The sequence below is a fragment of the Streptomyces sp. NPDC005866 genome (assembly GCF_040629895.1).
In the GTDB taxonomy this organism is placed as follows: domain Bacteria; phylum Actinomycetota; class Actinomycetes; order Streptomycetales; family Streptomycetaceae; genus Streptomyces.
The window spans coordinates 125,115-144,128 of sequence record NZ_JBEXWP010000019.1; the positions used below are offsets into that span (position 1 = coordinate 125,115).

General features: G+C 71.0%; 16 protein-coding genes. 9 read left to right on the forward strand and 7 right to left on the reverse strand.

Annotated features, from left to right (window positions below; genetic code table 11):
• Positions 1-59: 59 nt before the first annotated feature.
• The 3 genes from ABZ396_RS26495 to ABZ396_RS26505 are packed head-to-tail and all read left to right on the forward strand — an operon-like array spanning position 60 to position 3,682.
• Entirely contained in the window at positions 60-590 is a 531-nt protein-coding gene (locus tag ABZ396_RS26495; RefSeq protein WP_358922245.1) for a 2Fe-2S iron-sulfur cluster-binding protein, read from the forward strand.
• On the forward strand, positions 587-1,582 hold the full coding sequence (locus ABZ396_RS26500; protein ID WP_358922243.1) for a xanthine dehydrogenase family protein subunit M: 996 nt from the start codon (positions 587-589) through the stop codon (positions 1,580-1,582). The genes ABZ396_RS26495 and ABZ396_RS26500 overlap by 4 nt, the downstream gene beginning before the upstream one ends.
• 15 nt (positions 1,583-1,597) lie before the next feature.
• A complete protein-coding gene (locus ABZ396_RS26505; RefSeq protein ID WP_358922241.1) occupies positions 1,598-3,682 on the forward strand; it encodes a xanthine dehydrogenase family protein molybdopterin-binding subunit in 2,085 nt (694 codons plus the stop codon).
• Here ABZ396_RS26505 and ABZ396_RS26510 read toward each other — a convergent pair.
• From ABZ396_RS26510 to ABZ396_RS26525, 4 genes are all read right to left on the reverse strand, one after another.
• Positions 3,660-5,417, reverse strand: coding sequence for an MFS transporter (locus ABZ396_RS26510; RefSeq protein ID WP_358922239.1), 1,758 nt, complete (start codon positions 5,415-5,417; stop codon positions 3,660-3,662). The genes ABZ396_RS26505 and ABZ396_RS26510 overlap by 23 nt on opposite strands.
• A complete protein-coding gene (locus ABZ396_RS26515) occupies positions 5,414-5,881 on the reverse strand; it encodes a MarR family transcriptional regulator (RefSeq protein ID WP_358922237.1) in 468 nt (155 codons plus the stop codon). Before ABZ396_RS26515 ends, ABZ396_RS26510 begins: the two co-directional genes overlap by 4 nt.
• A gap of 108 nt (positions 5,882-5,989) precedes the next feature.
• Positions 5,990-7,249: a glycoside hydrolase family 3 N-terminal domain-containing protein gene (locus ABZ396_RS26520; RefSeq protein ID WP_358922235.1), complete on the reverse strand. Its 1,260-nt coding sequence runs from the start codon at positions 7,247-7,249 to the stop codon at positions 5,990-5,992.
• Between the two features lie 154 nt (positions 7,250-7,403).
• On the reverse strand, positions 7,404-7,832 hold the full coding sequence (locus ABZ396_RS26525; RefSeq protein WP_358922233.1) for an ATP-binding protein: 429 nt from the start codon (positions 7,830-7,832) through the stop codon (positions 7,404-7,406).
• 204 nt (positions 7,833-8,036) lie between these two features.
• On the opposite strand from ABZ396_RS26525, the gene ABZ396_RS26530 reads away from it, so the two are divergent.
• From ABZ396_RS26530 to ABZ396_RS26540, 3 genes are all read left to right on the forward strand, one after another.
• Positions 8,037-8,402 (forward strand): STAS domain-containing protein, encoded by a 366-nt coding sequence (locus ABZ396_RS26530; protein WP_358922231.1) that lies wholly within the window; start codon positions 8,037-8,039, stop codon positions 8,400-8,402.
• A gap of 287 nt (positions 8,403-8,689) precedes the next feature.
• Positions 8,690-12,967, forward strand: a complete 4,278-nt coding sequence (locus ABZ396_RS26535) for a HAMP domain-containing protein (protein WP_359186111.1) — start codon at positions 8,690-8,692, stop codon at positions 12,965-12,967.
• 160 nt (positions 12,968-13,127) lie between these two features.
• Entirely contained in the window at positions 13,128-15,572 is a 2,445-nt protein-coding gene (locus ABZ396_RS26540; protein ID WP_358922225.1) for a SpoIIE family protein phosphatase, read from the forward strand.
• Positions 15,573-15,596: 24 nt separating this feature from the next.
• Here ABZ396_RS26540 and ABZ396_RS26545 read toward each other — a convergent pair whose 3' ends face one another.
• A complete protein-coding gene (locus tag ABZ396_RS26545) occupies positions 15,597-15,719 on the reverse strand; it encodes a hypothetical protein (RefSeq protein ID WP_358922223.1) in 123 nt (40 codons plus the stop codon).
• Positions 15,720-15,758: 39 nt separating this feature from the next.
• Between ABZ396_RS26545 and ABZ396_RS26550 the strand changes: the two genes are divergently transcribed.
• Complete coding sequence (locus ABZ396_RS26550; protein ID WP_358922221.1) at positions 15,759-16,115, forward strand: PRC-barrel domain-containing protein; 357 nt, start codon at positions 15,759-15,761, stop codon at positions 16,113-16,115.
• Positions 16,116-16,140: 25 nt separating this feature from the next.
• Positions 16,141-16,314 carry a hypothetical protein gene (locus tag ABZ396_RS26555; RefSeq protein ID WP_358922219.1) on the forward strand — a complete coding sequence of 58 codons (174 nt, stop codon included), beginning with the start codon at positions 16,141-16,143 and terminating at the stop codon, positions 16,312-16,314.
• Positions 16,315-16,353: 39 nt separating this feature from the next.
• Here ABZ396_RS26555 and ABZ396_RS26560 read toward each other — a convergent pair whose 3' ends face one another.
• Together ABZ396_RS26560 and ABZ396_RS26565 are read right to left on the reverse strand one after the other, a co-directional pair.
• On the reverse strand, positions 16,354-16,713 hold the full coding sequence (locus tag ABZ396_RS26560) for an STAS domain-containing protein (RefSeq protein ID WP_358922217.1): 360 nt from the start codon (positions 16,711-16,713) through the stop codon (positions 16,354-16,356).
• Positions 16,714-17,135: 422 nt separating this feature from the next.
• On the reverse strand, positions 17,136-17,570 hold the full coding sequence (locus tag ABZ396_RS26565) for a MarR family transcriptional regulator (protein ID WP_358922215.1): 435 nt from the start codon (positions 17,568-17,570) through the stop codon (positions 17,136-17,138).
• 203 nt (positions 17,571-17,773) lie between these two features.
• On the opposite strand from ABZ396_RS26565, the gene ABZ396_RS26570 reads away from it, so the two are divergent.
• Complete coding sequence (locus ABZ396_RS26570) at positions 17,774-18,949, forward strand: PP2C family protein-serine/threonine phosphatase (protein WP_358922213.1); 1,176 nt, start codon at positions 17,774-17,776, stop codon at positions 18,947-18,949.
• Positions 18,950-19,014: the final 65 nt, after the last annotated feature.

Consider the following 19,014-nt stretch of genomic DNA (forward strand, 5'->3'; position numbering starts at 1 on the left):
GGCGTGACCTGGATACACGGAGCGGACGGCAGCACGCCCGTCCGGAAGTCAGGCACGACATGGGCAGTGACATCCAGCGCTCCGAAACCACCCTCCGGGTCAACGGAAAACCCCACACCCTGCTCCTCGACCACCGGCGCGTCCTCCTGGACGTGCTCCGCGAGGATCTCGACCTCACCGGCGCCAAGAAGGGCTGCGACCACGGCCAGTGCGGTGCCTGCACCGTGCTGGCCGACGGGCGCCGGGTGAACAGCTGTCTGCTGCTCGCCGTGGCCCTCGACGGCAGCGAGATCACCACCATCGAGGGCCTGTCCGGCGACGGCGAGAGCCCCCATCCGCTGCAACGGGCCTTCCTCGACCGTGACGCCTTCCAGTGCGGCTACTGCACCCCCGGCCAGATCTGCTCCGCGGTGGGCGCGCTCGCCGAGGCGGCTGCCGGACACCCGTCGCACGTCACCGACCCCGCCGTACCCTCCGGCCGGCCGGTCCCGCTGGACCGGCCCGAGATCCGCGAACGGCTCAGCGGCAACCTGTGCCGGTGCGGGGCCTATCCCCGCATCGTCGAGGCGGTCGAGGACGTGATCCCGTGAAGTCCTTCGACTACGTGCGTGCCCGCACCCCCGAGGAGGCCGTCGATGCCTTCACCGCCCGCCCCGGCGCCCACTACCTGGCCGGCGGCACCAACCTCGTCGACCTCATGAAACTCGGCGTCGAACGGCCCACCGCGCTGATCGACGTCAGCCGCCTCCCGCTGGACCGGGTCGAACAGCTGCCCGACGGCGCACTGCGCGTCGGCGCCACCGTCCGCAACAGCGACCTCGCGGCCCACCCCCTCGTCCGCGACCGCTACCCGGTGCTGTCCCAGTCGCTGCTCGCGGGCGCCTCCGGTCAACTGCGCAACACCGCCACGACCGGCGGCAACCTCCTCCAGCGCACCCGCTGCGGCTACTTCCAGGACCTCGGCAAGCCCTGCAACAAACGCGAACCCGGCAGCGGCTGCGGTGCCCTGAACGGCGTCCACCGCGACCACGCGGTCCTCGGCCACTCCGCGCACTGCGTCGCCACCCATCCCTCCGACATGGCCGTGGCCCTGGCCGCCCTGGACGCGCGTATCGAGCTGTACGGCCCCGAGGGCACACGCGTCGTGGACCTGACCGACTTCCACCGGCTGCCCGAGGACCACCCCGAACGGGACACCGGGATCCGCCCCGGCGAGCTGATCACCGGGGTGCTGCTGCCCGCCGCCACGGCCGGAGCGCCCTCGGCCTACCGCAAGGCCCGCGACCGGGCGTCGTACGCCTTCGCCCTCGCCTCCGTCGCCGTCGTCCTGCGGGTCGCCGGCGGAGTGGTCACCCAGGTGGGCCTGGCCTTCGGCGCGCTGGCCCACCGCCCCTGGCGGGCCCGGGTCGCGGAGGCGGCCCTGCTGGGCGAGGCGGCCACCCCGGCCGTCTTCGCGAGCGCCGTCGACCTGGAACTCGCCGCCGCCCGCCCCCTGCCGGACAACGCCTACAAGGTGCCTCTCGCCCGCAACCTCGCCCTTGACGTACTGGCCCGGCTCGCCCCGGCGCCCGCCCCGCTCTGACCCCCGGAGGTTTCCATGGCCCGCACCGCCCTCGGCGCCCCGGCCGAGCGCCGGGAAGGGCTCGCGAAGGTCACCGGCACCGCCCGCTACGCCGCCGAGCACCCCCTGCCCGGTCGCGTCCACGCCCGCGCCGTCCCCGCCTCCGTGGCCCGCGGCCGGATCACCGGCATCGACACCGGTCCGGCCCTCGCCGTCCCCGGCGTCCTCACCGTCCTCACCCACGAGAACGCCCCGCGCCTCGCCGAACCGGAGGACGCCACCCTCGCCCTGCTGCAGAACCCCGAAGTACCGCACCGCGGCTGGTGTGTCGCCCTGGTCGTCGCCGAGACCCCGGAGGCGGCGCGCGCCGGAGCCGCCGCCGTACGCGTCACCTACGACACCGCCGACCACGACGTGGTCCTCACCCCCAGCCACCCCGCCGCCTACGAGCCGGAGGAGGCCAACGGCGGCCAGCCCGCCCGCCGCCGGCACGGCGACCCGGAGTCCGCCTTCGCACAGGCCGCCGTCCGCCTGGACGTGACCTATCGCGTACCGCCCCTGCACAACCACCCGATGGAACCCCACGCCAGCACCGCGCACTGGGACCAGGGCCGGCTCGACGTCCACACCTCCAGCCAGGGCACGACCGGCGTCCGAAGCGTGCTCGCCGGGCTCTTCGCCCTGCCCGTCGACCGGATCACGGTGCGCGCCGAGCACGTCGGCGGCGGCTTCGGCTCCAAGGGCACCCCGCGTCCGGACGTGGTCCTCGCCGCCATGGCCGCCCGCCACACGGGGCAGCCGGTCACGGTGGTGTATCCGCGCCGCCACCTGCCCACGGTCGTCGGCCACCGGGCCCCCACCGTCAACCGGCTGCGGCTGGCCGCGACCTCGGACGGCAGGCTCACCGCCCTCCTGCACGAGGTGACCACCCACACCTCGCCGGTCAGGTCGTACGTGGAGATGGCGGGGACGACCTCCGGGGTCATGTACGCCACGCCGAACCTGTCCCTCGCCCACCGTGTTGTCCCGCTGGACGTGCCCAGCCCCTCCTGGATGCGCGCACCCGGAGAGGCACCCGGCATGTACGCCCTGGAATCGGCGATGGACGAACTGGCGGACGAACTCGGCATGGACCCCGTCGAGCTGAGGATCCGCAACGAACCCGACCGCGAACCCGCGGGCGGCCTGCCCTTCAGCAGCAGGCACCTCGTCGAGTGCCTGCGCGAGGGCGCCCGCCGCTTCGACTGGAACCGCGGGGTGCGGCGCGCCGAGGGCCCGCTGCTGGTCGGGACCGGCATGGCCGCCGCCACCTACCCGGTCCTCACCTCCCCTTCCATGGCCACCGCGCACGCCCGCCCGGACGGCACCTTCCTGATCCGGGTGAACGCCTCCGACATCGGCACCGGCGCCCGTACCGTGCTCGCCCAGATCGCGGCCGACGCGCTCGGCGTACCCCTCGACCGGGTCCTCACCGAGATCGGCGACAGCGACCTGCCCCAGGCGCCCGTGGCGGGCGGCTCCTGCGGTACCGCCTCCTGGGGCTGGGCCGTGCACGAGGCCTGCGCCCGGCTGCTGAACCGCCTCGCCGACCACACCGGCCCGCTGCCAGAGCGCGGGATCGGTGTCCGCGCGGACACCAGCGGACGCGCCGACGCCGAGAGCCCCTACGCGCGCCACGCGTTCGGCGCCCACTTCGCCGAAGTCGCCGTGGACACCGTCACGGGCGAGGTCCGGGTGCGCCGGCTCCTCGGCGTCTACGCGGCGGGCCGCATCCTCAACCCCCGTACCGCGCGCTCGCAGTTCGTCGGCGGCATGACGATGGGCCTGGGCATGGCCCTGACCGAGGGCAGCACGGTGGACCCGGCGTACGGCGACTTCGCGGAAGCCGACCTGGCCGCCTACCACATCCCCGTGCACGCCGACATCCCCGACATCGAGGCGCACTGGATCGACGAGGACGACCCGCACCTGAACCCCATGGGCAGCAAGGGCGTCGGCGAGATCGGCATCGTCGGCACCCCGGCCGCCATCGGCAACGCCGTCCACCACGCCACCGGCATCCGCTTCCGCACGCTGCCGCTGACCCCGGACCGGGTCCTCACCGCTTTGAACGCACAGTGACCTTCGTGACGGGGGCCGGACGTTCGCCAACGGCACGGTGGCTGCCGCGCAGCGCGGAGGCCACGGCGGAGACCAGGGCCATGCCCGCCGCCACACCGAACACGATCGCCAGACCGTCGTGGAACGGCCCGGAGACCAGCTGCGGGAAGAAGGTGTGGCCCGTCAGGACGGCACGCTGGGCCGCGGACACATGGTCGAGGACCCCCTCGGAGGCGAGCAGATGCTGAATCGGGTTGTCGCCGAGGAACGTCGCGAACAGAGTGCTCACCGGCGGCAGTGAGGCGGCGTGCGCGGCCGAGGAGGCCGGCACGCCGTGCGCCAGGAGCCCGCTCTTCAGCGTCTCCGGAAGTGAGGAGGCGAGACCGGAGACCATCAGCGAGAAGAACACCCCGATCGACAGGGCCGTACCGGAGTTCTGGAAGGTCGAGCGCATGCCCGAGGCGACGCCCCGGTACTCGGCCGGCACGCTGCCCATGATCGAGGACGTGTTCGGCGCCGAGAACATGCCCTGGCCAAGCCCGTTGAGCAGCAGCAGCGCCGCGAACAGGCCGTAGTCGAAGTTCACGGGCAGCGCGAGCAGACCGAGGAACGAACCCGTGACGACGACCAGGCCGGCGGTGGAGAAGAACCGGGCGCCGTACCGGTCCGACAGATAGCCGGAGACGGGGCCGGCGATGAGGAAGCCGAGGGTGAGCGGGAGCATGAAGATGCCCGCCCACAGCGGAGTGTCCTCGTAGTCGTAGCCGTGCAGGGGCAGCCAGATGCCCTGCAGCCAGATGATGAGCATGAACTGCAGCCCACCGCGCGCGATCGCGGTCAGCAGGGCGGCGAGGTTGCCCGCGGCGAACGCCCGCACCTTGAACAGGGCCAGGTCGAACATGGGCTCGGCGACGCGCCTCTCGATGACACAGAAGGCCAGCAGCAGGGCGACGCCGCCGATCAGGCCGCTCAGGACCCAGGGGTTGCCCCAGCCGGTGGCGCTGTCGCCGTAGGGCTGGATGCCGTAGGTGATGCCGGCCAGCAGGATGCCGGCGCCTCCGGCGAAGGTGATGTTGCCCAGCCAGTCGATCCGGCCGGGGCGGCCCGTCGAGGTCTCCCGCAGGCTCAGGTACGACCAGATCGTGCCCGTGATGCTGACCGGGACGCTCACCCAGAACACGGCACGCCAGTCGACGGCGGCGAGCAGACCGCCCGCGAGCAGACCGAGGAACTGCCCCGCCAGCGCGGTGATCTGGTTGATGCCCAGGGCCATGCCGCGCTGCCGAGCCGGGAAGGCGTCGGTGAGGATGGCGGCCGAGTTGGCGGTGAGCATGGACCCGCCGAAGGCCTGCACGATCCGCCAGATGATCAGCCACAGGGCGCCGGCCCCCGCGCGGAACGGATCGAGCGAGAGCGCGACCGACGCACATGCGAAGATCAGGAAGCCGAGGTTGTAGATCTTCACCCGCCCGAACATGTCGCCGAGCCGCCCGAGGACGACGACCAGCACGGCGGACACCAGCAGATAGCCGAGGATCATCCAGAGCAGATAGCCGATGTTCCCCGGCGCGAGCGGGTCGAGGCCGATCCCGCGGAAGATCGCCGGCAGCGAGATGATCACGATCGACGCGTCCATCGTGGCGATCAGCACGCCGAGCGTGGTGTTGGAGAGCGCGACCCACTTGTAGCCGGGCCCGGCGGGAGTGTCCTTGTGGCGGGCCGAGCGCGCGGAGCCCGGCCAGGTACGCGCGCTCACAGCCGCTCCGCCAGCCGGTCGAGCAGCGGCAGGGCCGCCGCGAGCCGCGCGCGTTCCTCGGGGGAGCACTCGTCGAGGACCGCCGCGAGCCGCTGGATCGATTCGGAGCGCCGCTCGGCGAGCATGGCCCGCCCGTACTCGGTGATGGCCACGATGCTCCGCCGCCCGTCCGCGGCGTCGGGCGTACGGCGGACGAGACCGCGCTGTTCGAGCTGGGCGAGGGTGCTCGCCATGGCCTGCGGCCGGACCCGCTCCGTCTCGGCGAGGGACGTGGGGGAGTCGGGCCCGTCGCCGGCGAGCCGGGCGAGCACGGACACCTCCGAGAGCGAGACGTCCCCCACCGCGTGGGCCTGCCGCAGCCGCCGCGTCACGCGGCCCACCGCGAGGCGGAGGTCGGACGCGAGCCGCGTGGCGTCGCTGAGATCGCGTATACCGCCGGGGTCGGCGTCCTTGTCTGTCTTCACATGTACTAACACTAGGTTTATCAGCCCGGACTGCTCAACCCGTCATAAGTAAATATGACGCGAGCGGTGTGACGGCAGTCCCGAAGACCGCCCGGGCATATCCGGGTCTCAGCCGCAGGTGAGCCGGCCTGCCGTGACCTTGGCCGTGAGAATCCGGTGTACGGAGGCGGTGACCTTGGCGCGGAAGGAGGCGTCCGTCGCCATCCGGGACTGCACCGCCTGTGCCATCGCCGGCACGGTGGACGGCTTGACCGTCAGGATCATGTCGCCGCCGGCGGAGAGGAAGTCCACCGCCCTCTGCCCCGGGCTGTAGGCCTGCACCGCGACCGCCTGGCCGAGGTCGTCGGAGATGACGACTCCCTTGAAGCCGAACCGGGTGCGCAGCAGCGAGTCGATGACGGTCGGGGAGAATGCGGCCAGATGCTTCGAGTCGATCTTGGTGTACTTCGCCGAAGAGATCATCACGAACGGCGAGCCGGCGGCGATCCCGCTGCGGAAGGGCGTGAGGCTCGCGCTGGAGGTGGTGGTCACCGAGTCGACCACGTTCGCGGTGGTGTCGGTGTTGCCGGTGACCTGGCCCAGGCCGGGGAAGTGCTTGAGGGTGGTCATGACCCCGGCCTTGCGGAAGCCCGCGGCGAAGGCGCCGGTGCCCGCGGTCACGGTGTCGGGGGTGTGGCCGTACTCGCGGTGGTAGCGGCCGATGGGAGCGTTGCGGGTGCCGAGGCTCGCGGGGACCACGTCGGCGACCGGGGCGAGGTTGAGATCGAGACCCGCCGCCTTGAGCTGTCGCGCCCAGGTCTCGGCGCGGGCGCGCAGTGTAGCCGTGCTCCACGTGCCCTGGGTCAGGGCGTTGGGCATGACCGAGAAGCCGGGGCCGTTGAGCACCTGGACCTGCCCGCCCTCCTGGTCGGTGGACACGAGCAGCCCGACCCGTCGCCCGGCGACCGTGTCCGCCTGCGCGCGAACCCCGTCGACGACCTTCTTCGTCGCCGCGGTGCCGGCGGAGCTTCGCCCGGTCAACATGACGGACCCGACATGGTAGGTGCGCAGTGTACGCAGGTCCGTGGTACCGGCGCCGGCAGCGGAGACCCCGCCCATGAACAGCTGCCCGACTCGCTGCGCCTGGGTCATTCCCGCATAGACCGTGTCGGCGCAGGTGGCGGCGGACACCGCCGCGACCTGCGCCGCGGCGAGCCGCCCGCCGGTGCCGGCGTCCGAGGAGGCGGGGGTGCCGGGCACGCGGTGGGCGTCCTCCCCCGCGGCCGGCACGGTGCACGCGCCGACGGCGAGCAAGGTGGTGACGAGCCCAACGGCGGTGCGCCGGGCAGTGGAGCCGCGGCTCGCGGGCCGGCGGACGGATGTCGCCATGGTGCGCTCCTGACTCGTGAGGGTGCAGGCCAAGGGCGACCGGCGGGCCGTCGCACGGCACGACACCCTGCGTGGCTCGAAGCCGCCCCGGCGCCACACGTTACGCCGAACGGTTGCCGTGCGCGCTGTGGCCCGTCCGGCGGCCGGCGACTCGCTACCCGAAGCTCAGCGGTCCGTCGAACAGCGCCAGCCGGGCGGTGATGCGCTTGCCCACGGGCTCCCGGCGTACCTCGAAGCCCTGCACCACCGCCAGCACGATCTCCAGGCCGTGCTGGCCCACCCGTCCGGCGTTGGTCGCCCGGGCCAGCGGAAGTGTCGGATCGGTGTCCCACACCTCGATCTCCAGCACGCCGCCGGCGACACCCAGGCGCAGCAGCACCGGCCCGGGCGCGTACTTCAGCGCGTTGGTGACCAGCTCACTGACCACCAGTTGCGCCAGCTGCAGGGTGCGTGCCGTCACCGGCAGCCCGTGCTCGGACTGTGCGCGCGTCAGGAAGTCCGATGTCTGGCTTCGTGCGTCGGCGATACATCCGTCCGCCCCGTCCAGGGCGATGGTGACATCGGCAGGTGCAGCATCCGCCATCCGGGAACACTCCTCGGGCGGGACAGACACCCTGCCGACGATCTGCGATACCCCGTTCATGGGCGCGCGTCTACCCGGCGATCCGCCGTGGTACTCCCATGCCGCGAAGATTCGATGCGCCTTCTCGTGCATCGCACGCCGCATCCCGGGGCACGTTGGCTGCAGAGAGGTGACGCAGCCCGGACCGAGGGTGCGCAGGAGCACGTGGCGGAGGAACAAGAAGCAATGGAGCGCGGTGAGCTGTCCATCGCCCGGACCGACGTCGACGGCATCACCGTGCTCGGCCTCCGCGGTGAGATCGACTACGAGAGTGTCGGCGCTCTGACCCGGGCCATGCCTCCGGCGGACCCCACAGCCGGTTCTCGGGTGGTCGTCGATCTGAGCGGGGTCACGTTCATGGATTCCAGCGGGATCAACGCCCTGATCGCCGCCCACCAGGTGACACGGGCCGCGCAGGGGTGGCTGCGTCTCGCGGGGGTCCAGGACGCCGTGCTGCGCACCGTGCAACTGGTGGGACTCGACACCCTCGCCACCTGCCACCCGACCGTGCAGGACGCCATCGCGGCCTGACGAGGCCCACGGAGGCGGTGACGTGAGCCGCCCGGTCGGGCTGCGTCAAACCCACCCGAGTACCCGGGACCGGCTTCGGTATTCCGCTCTGATCTCCCTGTTTTCGGTGCGCCGTGATGCTCGCGCAAGACTTTGGTTGTCGGCCGACAACTGAGTTAATCTGCGACCGATTTCCCATCGGGCGAGGCCGCCGAACGCACATTCGCCGCTGGTGGGCGGAGCTCTACGGCTCCGGCGAGGTTCCGGGTCCTCGGGGTGGGGGCCCTGGGGAGTGGAACGAGGGTGGCATGAGCAGCAGCATGTTGATGGACGCCCAGGTCCAGGGACCGGGCGAGCAGGAGTTGCGGCAGCTGCTGGCCGGGCTGACGGCTGTACGGGACGGTGATTTCGGCACCCGGCTGCCGTCCGACGGCCAGGGCCTGCTCGGCGACATCGCCACGGTCTTCAACGGCATGGTCGACCAGTTGTCCCTGTTCACGTCCGAAGTGACGCGGGTGGCACGCGAGGTGGGCACCGAGGGCACCTTGGGCGGCCAGGCGCAGGTCCCCGGGGTCTCCGGCACCTGGGCGGACCTGACCGACTCGGTCAACGCCATGGCGGGCAATCTGACCACGCAGGTCCGGGACATCGCCCAGGTGGCCACGGCGGTGGCGAGAGGCGATCTCTCCCAGAAGATCGACGTGCCCGCGCGCGGGGAGATCCTCCAGCTGAAGGAGACCGTCAACACGATGGTCGACCAGCTCTCCGCCTTCGCCGACGAGGTCACCCGCGTCGCCCGCGAAGTGGGCAGCGAGGGACGGCTGGGCGGCCAGGCGCAGGTGCCCGGGGTCGCCGGTGTCTGGCGTGACCTGACCGATTCGGTCAACTTCATGGCCGGAAACCTCACCTCGCAGGTCCGCAATATCGCCCAGGTGACGACCGCGGTGGCGCAGGGCGACCTCTCACAGAAGATCACCGTGGACGCGCGCGGGGAGATCCTGGAACTCAAGAACACCATCAACACGATGGTCGATCAGCTCTCCGCCTTCGCCGACGAGGTCACCCGCGTCGCCCGCGAGGTCGGCACCGAAGGCCGGCTCGGCGGACAGGCGGACGTCAAGGGAGTCGAGGGCACCTGGCGCGACCTGACGGACTCCGTGAACTTCATGGGGGGCAACCTCACCGCGCAGGTCCGCAATGTCGCCCAGGTGGCCACCGCGGTGGCGCAGGGCGACCTCTCACAGAAGATCACCGTGGACGCGCGCGGGGAGATCCTGGAACTCAAGAACACCATCAACACGATGGTCGATCAGCTCTCCGCCTTCGCCGACGAGGTCACCCGCGTCGCCCGCGAGGTCGGCACCGAGGGCAACCTCGGCGGCCAGGCCATCGTGCGGGGCGTGTCGGGGACCTGGAAGGACCTCACGGACAACGTCAACGTGATGGCGTCCAATCTGACCGGGCAGGTCCGGTCGATCGCCCAGGTCGCCACGGCTGTCGCGCGCGGCGATCTCTCGCAGAAGATCACCGTGGAGGCCAAGGGCGAGGTCGCCGCGCTGGCGGACGTCATCAACACCATGGTCGACACGCTGTCGGCGTTCGCCGACGAGGTCACCCGGGTGGCGCGCGAGGTGGGCACCGAGGGGCGCCTTGGCGGCCAGGCCCATGTGCCGAACGTGGCCGGGACCTGGAAGGACCTGACGGACAACGTCAACTCCATGGCCAACAACCTCACCGGGCAGGTGCGCAACATCGCCCTGGTGACGACCGCGGTGGCCAACGGCGACCTGTCGAAGAAGATCGACGTCGACGCCCGGGGCGAGATCCTGGAACTGAAGACCACCATCAACACGATGGTCGACCAGCTGTCGTCGTTCGCCGCCGAGGTCACCCGCGTCGCCCGCGAGGTCGGCAGCGAGGGCCGGCTCGGCGGTCAGGCCGAGGTGGAGGGTGTCGAGGGCACCTGGAAGCGGCTGACGGAGAACGTCAACGAGCTGGCCGGGAACCTCACCCGGCAGGTCCGCGCGATCGCCGAGGTCGCCAGCGCCGTCGCCGAGGGCGACCTGACCCGCTCGATCACCGTGGAGGCCTCAGGCGAGGTCGCCGAACTCAAGGACAACATCAACTCCATGGTGGAGTCCCTGCGCGAGACCACCCGGGCCAACCAGGAACAGGACTGGCTCAAGACCAACCTCGCCCGTATCTCCGGCCTGATGCAGGGCCACCGCGACCTGCCCGTGGTTGCCGAGCTGATCATGGACGAGCTCACTCCGCTGGTGTCGGCCCAGTACAGCGCCTTCTACCTGGCGGAGGACACCGAGCGCGGCCAGGAACTGCGCCTGGTGGGCTCGTACGGCTATCCGGACGACGCGGAGCGGCCCACCCGTATCCCGGTCGGGCGTTCGCTGGTCGGGCAGGCCGCACGCAACCGGCGTGCCATCACCGTGGAGGAACTGCCGGAAGGCTATGTCACCATCTCCTCCGGACTCGGGCAGGCCGTGCCCAGCGCCCTGGTCGTGCTGCCCATCGTGGTCGAGGAGCAGGTCCTCGGCGTCATCGAACTGGCCTCGCTGACCCGCTTCACCCAGATCCACCAGGACTTCCTCGCACAGCTGATGCCGACCATCGGCGTCAACCTCAACACCATCGTGGCCAACGCCCGCACCGACGAGCTGCTGGAGGAGTCCCAGCGTCTGACCTCCGAACTGCAGGCCAGGTCAGAGGAGCTGCAGGTACAGCAGGACGAACTGCAGCGCTCCAACGCCGAACTGGAGGAGAAAGCCTCCCTGCTGGCCTCACAGAACCGCGACATCGAGGCGAAGAACCTGCAGATCGAGCAGGCGAGGCAGGAACTGGAGACCCGGGCGCAGCAGCTGGCACTGGCCTCCAAGTACAAGTCGGAGTTCCTGGCAAACATGAGCCACGAGCTGCGCACCCCCCTCAACAGCCTGCTGATCCTGGCCCAGTTGCTGGCGCAGAACCCCTCGCGCAACCTCACCCCCAAGCAGGTCGAGTACGCGGGGATCATCCACTCGGCGGGCTCGGACCTGCTGCAGCTGATCAACGACATCCTCGACCTGTCCAAGGTGGAGGCGGGCAAGATGGACGTCGCTCCCGAACGGGTCCCGCTGCGTCAGCTCCTGGAGTACGTCGAGGCGACCTTCCGGCCGATGACGACCCAGAAGAGCCTCGAGTTCACGGTGGCCACCGCGCCCGGCACGCCCGCCGACCTGCTCACCGACGACTCCCGGCTGCGCCAGATCCTGCGCAACCTGCTGTCCAACGCGGTGAAGTTCACCGAGCAGGGCGGCGTCGAGCTGCGGATCGAACCGGCCGCCGACCGGGAGGTGCCGCCGGGTGTCCTCCGCGGTGGTCCGGTGGTGGCCTTCCGGGTCGTCGACACCGGCATCGGCATCCCCCATCAGCAGCTGGAGACGATTTTCGGCGCCTTCCAGCAGGCCGACGGGACCACCAGCCGCAAGTACGGCGGCACCGGTCTCGGCCTGTCCATCACCCGGGAGATCGCCCATCTGCTCGGCGGCGCCGTCACCGTCGACAGCACCCCCGGTCAGGGCAGCACGTTCACGCTGTACCTGCCGGTCGCGCGCGCCGACTTCGAGGAGCTGCTGGAAACCGGCGGCCGGCCGGTGGAACAGCCCCGGGACGTCACCACCTCGGAGGTGGCACCGGCGCCCCGGCTGCTGTCCGCTTCCGCGCCGGTCCCGGAGCACCGCAGGCGCCGGCTGCTGGTGATCGAGGAACGCCCGCGCGGTCTGCTCAGCCTGGTCGCCGAGCGGGCCGTGGCGGACATCGCGCACGACCCCGGCGATCCGCACGGGGCGATCGACCTCATCACCGCCGTCGGGGCACAGGAGGCGGCGAGCACGCTGGCGGCCGAACCCTGCCACTGCGTCGTCCTGGAACTGGGCATGCCCGGCAAGGAGGGCGCGGACTTCCTGGAAGCCATGCGCGGCGACTCCGCGCTGGCCAGCGTGCCCGTCCTGGTGCACACCGGGCATCGGGTGGATCTGGTGCAGGAGCAGGCGCTGCGTGCCCTCGCGGGTGGCCGCCCGCTGGACTTCCTGTCCAGCCTGGACGAGCTGCGCGAGCGCATCACCCTGCACCTGTCCGCCGAACAGCCCGGTGACGTGCTGTCGCTGGTGCGCACCGATGAGCCGCACCGCCCGGCCGCGCAGGCGGTGGACGACTCCTTCCTCGGCCGGACGGTCCTGGTGGTCGACGACGACGCACGCAACCTCTTCGCCCTCAGCGGAGTGCTGGAACTGCACGGCTTCCAGGTCCTGCACGCCGACAACGGCCGCAAGGGCATCGAGATGCTGCTCGCCCACCCGGACATCTGCCTGGTGCTGATGGACGTGATGATGCCGGAGATGGACGGCTACACCGCCACCGCGGAGATCCGCGCCATGCCCCAGTACGCGCAGCTGCCCATCATCGCCGTCACCGCGAAAGCCATGCCGGGCGACCAGGAGAAGAGCCTCGCCTCGGGAGCCAACGACTACATCACCAAGCCCGTCGACACGAACGACCTCATCGCCCGCGTCCGTCGCTGGCTGGCCGTGTGACAACGCGCCACAACCGCAGCGCCCACCAGCCGGCCGCGTAGCGCCCCAGGGCGTCTCCCAGCCGAGAAACAGGCCCACCGTGAGTGATCTCCGTCCATCGCCCCCGCCTCCCGAACCTCCCGAACCGCCCGGTTCCCACGACCTGGCGGGCGAACTGTGCATGCCGGAAGGCATCGGCCCGGCGGGCATCGAGCCGCTCGGTGCCGTCGACAGCACACGGGAAGCCGCCACCGGTGAACCGGACGAGCCCGGCGGGTCGTCCCCCCTCGGCAGGCTGGCGGCGACCGTGGGGCGGCTGCGCCGCGAGGTGCGGGCGGCGCATGCCGAGGCCGACGGGCGTGCCCTGATCGAGCTGGCCAAGGGCATTCTGGTCGAGCGGCTGGGCTGTGGCCCGGCGCAGGCGGCCCGGCAACTGGCCGAGCTCGCCGAGCAGGCAGGGGTGACACCGCTCGAGTTCGCGGTCGATGTCATCAACCAGGCCGCACGGGACCGGCTGTCGGAGGTGACCGCCGCCTTTCTCGCGGCCACCGCGGCCCGTACCGAGACCGCCGACCCGGCGGGCAGTCAGTCGTCGGCCGTACGGCTGCGAGCCGCCGAGAGCGGTGCGCTGGCCGCCCATGACACCCAGGCCGTGGCCGACTCCCTGCTGGAGCACGCTCTCGCCCCCCTGGGCGCGGAGGCGGTCGCCATCTGGGCACTGGGCGCCGACGGCTCGCTCACCCTGGCGGGCAACGCCGGATTCTCCTCCGCCGATGCCGGGCGCTGGCGGCATGTGCCCCCGGGGGTGGCGACGGTGGCCCGCCGCGGCCTCGCCGAGCGCTCGGGGCACTGGATCCGCAGCCTGGCCGAGACCGGGCTGCCCTCCATCGGCCAGCACCACTATCCCGAGGGCGGCCGGGCCGCCGTACCGGCCGGCACCGGCGGGCGCATCCACGGTGTGCTGGAGATCGTCTGGCCCGCGCCGCTGGACATGCCTCCTCCGCAGATCGTCCGGCAGGTCGAGGCTCTGGCCGAGCTGTGCGCGCACACCCTGGAGACCGGCGCCCCGCACCAGCCCGACGGTGGCATCGGCGCGCCCCTCCTGCCCGCCGTCACCGAGCTGATGGACCTGGCCGACGGACTCAACGACCCCGCCCTGGTGCTCATGCCGCATCTGGACGCCCACGGCGACCTCGTCGACTTCCGCATCCACCACGTCAACGGCCGTTTCCTGGACCCCGGCGGCAGGCCTCGGAGCGTCATCAACGGAGCCCTGCTGCTGGAGACCTATCCGATGGCCGCCGGCCACAGCGAGCTCTTCGAGCGGATCGAGCGCGTCTACGCCACCGGTGAGCCCTACCGCGCCCACCGCATGCGGCTCACCGCCCTGGTCGACGACGTCCCGCTGGCGGCGGTCGCCGACATCAACATCAGCCGGCACGCAGGCTGCGTCCTGCTCATCTGGCGCATCGAGGACGAGACGGCCCGCTTGGCCAGCCTGCTCCAGCACGCCCAGCGCCTGGGCCGTATCGGCGGCTTCGAGGAGAACCTCCTCACCGGCGAGATCACCTGGAACGGCCAGCTGTACCACCTCTACGGCAAGCCCGCCTCCGGCGCCCCGGTGCCGCTGGAGGACCTGGCCGCCCATGCCCACCCCGACGACGCCGTCACCATCGGCCGCTTCCTGCGCACCCTGCTGCACCACCGCCGGCCCGCGTCCACGGCCTTTCGGCTACTGCGTCCCGACGGGGTCACCCGCCATATCCGGGTGGTGGCCGAACCGGTCCTGGACTCCGGCGGGCAGCCTTACGTCGTACGCGGCGCCTACCAGGACATCTCCGCGCATCACTGGACCGAGGTCGCTCTCGCCGCGACCCGCGACCAGCTCGCCCACACCGAGCAGCAGGCCAGCGAGCGCAACCGTCTCACCCTCCAGCTCCAGCACGCCATCATGCCGCCCGCGCAGGCCCCGCTGGAGGTCCCCGGGCTGGACCTGGCCGTGCGCTACCGGCCCGCGGAGACCCAGCATCTGGTCGGCGGCGACTGGTACGACGCGGTCGCGCTGCCGTCCCGGCTGGTGCTGGTGTGCGTGGGCGATGTCGCCGGACACGGCATCGAGGCGGCCACCAGCATGGTCGTCCTGCGCAATGCGCTGCGCGGGCTCGCCGTGACCGGCGCCGGACCGGGTCAGCTGCTGTCCTGGCTGAACATGGTGACCCACCATCTGACCGGCTCCGTCACCGCCACCGCGGTCTGCGGTCTGTACGACCCCGACCGGCACATCCTGCGCTGGGCGCGGGCCGGTCATCTGCCGCCCGTACTGGTCCGCGGCGGTGAGGCGGAGCCGCTGCCCCTGGTCCAGGGGCTGCTGCTGGGCGCCGTGCCGGAGGCCGCGTACCAGGAACACGAGGTGCAACTCGCCGTCGACGACACACTGCTGATGTACACGGACGGCCTGATCGAACGCCGTGACCGGTCCGTGGAGGAGTCCCTGGCGCAGATGCTGACGACCGCGCGCACGGTTCCGCCGACCCTGGAGCAGCAGTTGGACCGACTGCTGACCCACAGCAGATCCGACACCGACGACGACACCTGCATCGTGGGCCTCCGCGTGGCGCCCTCCTGATGCCCCGATGACGCGTCGGGGGCGTCAGCACCCCTGGTCGTAGCGGGCCGCCCCGCGGATCTGGCCCTCGTCGATCACCATGCCGGCGATCGTGCAGATGCGCTGGTCATGGCCGCTACGGCGGCCCGGGTCGGTCGAGGGCGTCAACGGTGCGATCAGGGGTACCCGCTCCAGCGGAGGTGTCTGATGTTCGAAGCAGGCGATATCCGTGAGTGGCGCGGTCACGATGTGGTCGACGCCACCGGGCACAAGGTCGGACTCCTGGAGTCGGTCTACGTCGACACCGCGACCGACCAGCCCTTCTACGCCACCGTGACGGTCGGTCTGCCCACCCGTCGGCGCCTGGTGTTCGTTCCGCTCGCGAACTCGACCGTCGGTCCGGGGTATCTGAAGGTCGCCTACGACAAGGACACGGTCAAGAAGGCCCCTGCGATCGACACGGACGGCGAGCTACCGGCCGCGGAGGAGCCTGCGGTCTTCGCGCACTACGGACTCGACTACACCCCGGGCGCCGGCGGCGAGCGCCGCCTGGCCCGCCGCTGACTCATCGAAGCCGACAGGAGAGCCGATGAGCCTGTTCCTGCTCCTGATCATCGTGGCCCTCGTCCTGGGCATCATCGGATTCACCGTTCACGGACTGTTCTACCTGCTGATCATCGGTGGGGTCGTACTGCTCGCCGACCTCGTCTACGGCGCGGTCCTACTGCGCCACGGTGGACGGCGTCACCGCGTGGCCCGCTGACCGTCACGTGGGCGACACTCGCCCACCGCCTGTCGCGTCTCATGAGGCGGCCGAGCCCTCGTCACTGGTGCCGGCCTCGGTGATGGTGAACAGTCCGATGGTGCCGGTGATCGTCAGGAGGCGGCTGACGGCCGACTGCAGGGGGCCGATCAGCACCAGGTCGCGCCCAGTGGCCTGGTGGCGGAGACGGGCCTCGATGAGGGCGTTGAGGAGCATGCTGTCGGCGAAGGTGACCTGGGTGAGGTCGACCGCTGTCACGGGCATCGCCGCATCGTCGGCCGCCTCCCAGGCCTGTTCGAAGCCCTCCAGCGCGGCGTAGTCGACTTCGCCGCGCACGGTGATCACGAAGATCTGCTCGCGGCGGTCGATACGCACTCTCAGTTCGGGAGCCGCGGGCATCGCACCACCCTCGTGTCACGGGCTTCCGGCGGCTCGACCACGTCGCGGAGCCGACAGGTGAGGCAACGGATCATCGGGCATCGTGCGCGACACGGACGGGGGACATGTTTCCGCGCGCTCCGCACGTGGCTCGGCGCCTGTTTGCGGTCACCTTCTGGCCGTTCCAGCTCACTTCCGACTCTCCGGATTCACGAGACATATCGCACAGTTACCGCGGATCACGTCATACAGGGGTAGTCGGACCGAGTAAGACTGATTCGAAGAACTGTTGTCGTTTGACAATAATAGCCGTGAGGCAAGAGAGTAGCCGAGTCGGACGTACACGGGGAAGGACCTGGAATGTTCCGGTGGACAGGGACCGTCCCTGGCGCCGGTCGCCACCGTCACGGAGCGGTGGTGGCACCGTAGCCGTGAAGGGTTGTTCAGGCGGTCCGGCTGCCGGAGCCGGGCGCCTCGTCGGGTATCTGCGTCGCCGCGGTGGCGCAGAACGCCTCAAGCCCCTCCAGTAGGGCAACGCGCTTGGCGGTGGGCATGTCCGCCAGCACCTTCTGCAGCTCACTCTCCCGGCGGGCACGCAGATCGGCCAGGAAGGAGCGGCCCCGGCCGCTGAGATGCAGCCGTACCTCGCGTCGATCCTCGGCGCCCACCATGCGCTCGATGAACCCTGCGGCCTGGAGCCGGTCGCACAGTCGGCTCGTGGACGGGGGAGTGGAGGCGAGGGACTCGGCGAGAGTGCGCAGATTGATGCCGTCGTGGTGCTCGAGGATGTGCAGCACCCGCAACTGGGAGGCAGAGGTGGGCGCGGTCGAGGCACGGCCCCAGACAACTTCCAGCAGCTCAACGGCCTTGGTGGTCACATGTGCAACCTCATCGGGCTCTGGGCGGCGGCGGAAGGCAGTCACGATCACACTTTCGCAGGCACTTGGGGCGTCTTTCAGCCTACTAGCAGCCCCCGTCCCCACGGATCCCCCTCGGAACGACCGACGCGGCTCTTCGCGAAGCCCCGCCCCCTCAGCCGGGCCCGCACGTTGCCGGGAGAAAGAATGGTGCATTCCTCATCGTGAACAGATTCCAGACCGCTGAGCGCGCGCTGCGCACGGCGGCCCCCCACGAGTTGCCCGACGCCGTCCGCGCCGTGCTGACCGAGCTATACGACGCGGAGGCAGTCGAGCTCTTCATGGCCGACTATGGCCTGACAGCACTGCAGCCGGTGTCGGTGCGGCCGCACAACCTGGTGCCGGTGCCGGTGCACGGCAGTCCGGCCGGCCGGGCCTTCGGTTCGCAGGAGCCCTACTGCGAAGAGGTCCAGGACCACCGGATGCGCGTCCACCTGCCGGTCAGCGTGCGCGGCGACCGGCTGGGCGTGCTGTCCGTGACGCTGCCCGACGGCGACGCGTCACGCGGATGTGTGTCCGAACTGGCCGAGATCGCCGATGTGCTGGCCCACGAGGTGCTCGTGGCCGAGCGCGACACGGACCTGTATCTCCAGGCCCGGCGCAAGGACCGGCTCACCCTGGCGGCCGAGATGCAGTGGCAGTTGCTGCCCGGCCGCTCCTGCACCCGGCCCGAGTACGACCTCGGGGGCCAGCTGGAGCCCGCCTACGCCGTCTTCGGCGACAACTTCGACTGGTCCGCCACCGCCGACCGTCTGATGCTGTACGTCACCAACGGCATGGGTGAGGGCATAGAGGCCGCTCTGCTGACCAGCCTCGCCATCAACGCCCTGCGCAACGCGCGCCGCGCCGGAATCTCCATCGCCGACCAGGCGGCCCTGGCCGACCAGGCCGTATACGCCCACTACCGAGGCCACCGCTATCTGTCGGTCCTCATGTTCGACTTCGACCTGGACACCGGGCGGGTGAGTGTCGTCGACGCGGGCTCCCCACAGCTCCTGCGGCTGCGCGGCGGCACCGTCGAACGCGTCCCCTTCGAGGCACAGCTGCCCCTGGGCATGTTCGAGGAGACCGACTACGTGGCGCAGGAATTCGAGGTCGAGCCCGGAGACCGGCTCGTCTTCGTCAGCGACGGCGTCCACGCGGTGCACTCCCCGAGGGGCGAGGCATACGGGGATCGGGCACTCGCCCGGGCCATCCACTCCACCCGGCTGTTGCCCGCCGCGGAGGTACCCCGCGCCATCCTGCGCGAACTGGCAGGCCACCGGGGTGAAGCCGTCATGGCCGAGGACGACGCCTTGGCCGTCTGCCTGGACTGGCGCGGGCGTACCCAACCGTCGTGATCAGGTACGCAGGTTCTCGTCCCCTCCGCTGCCGCACGCACGTCCAGTGGGGCCGGTCGGCAGCG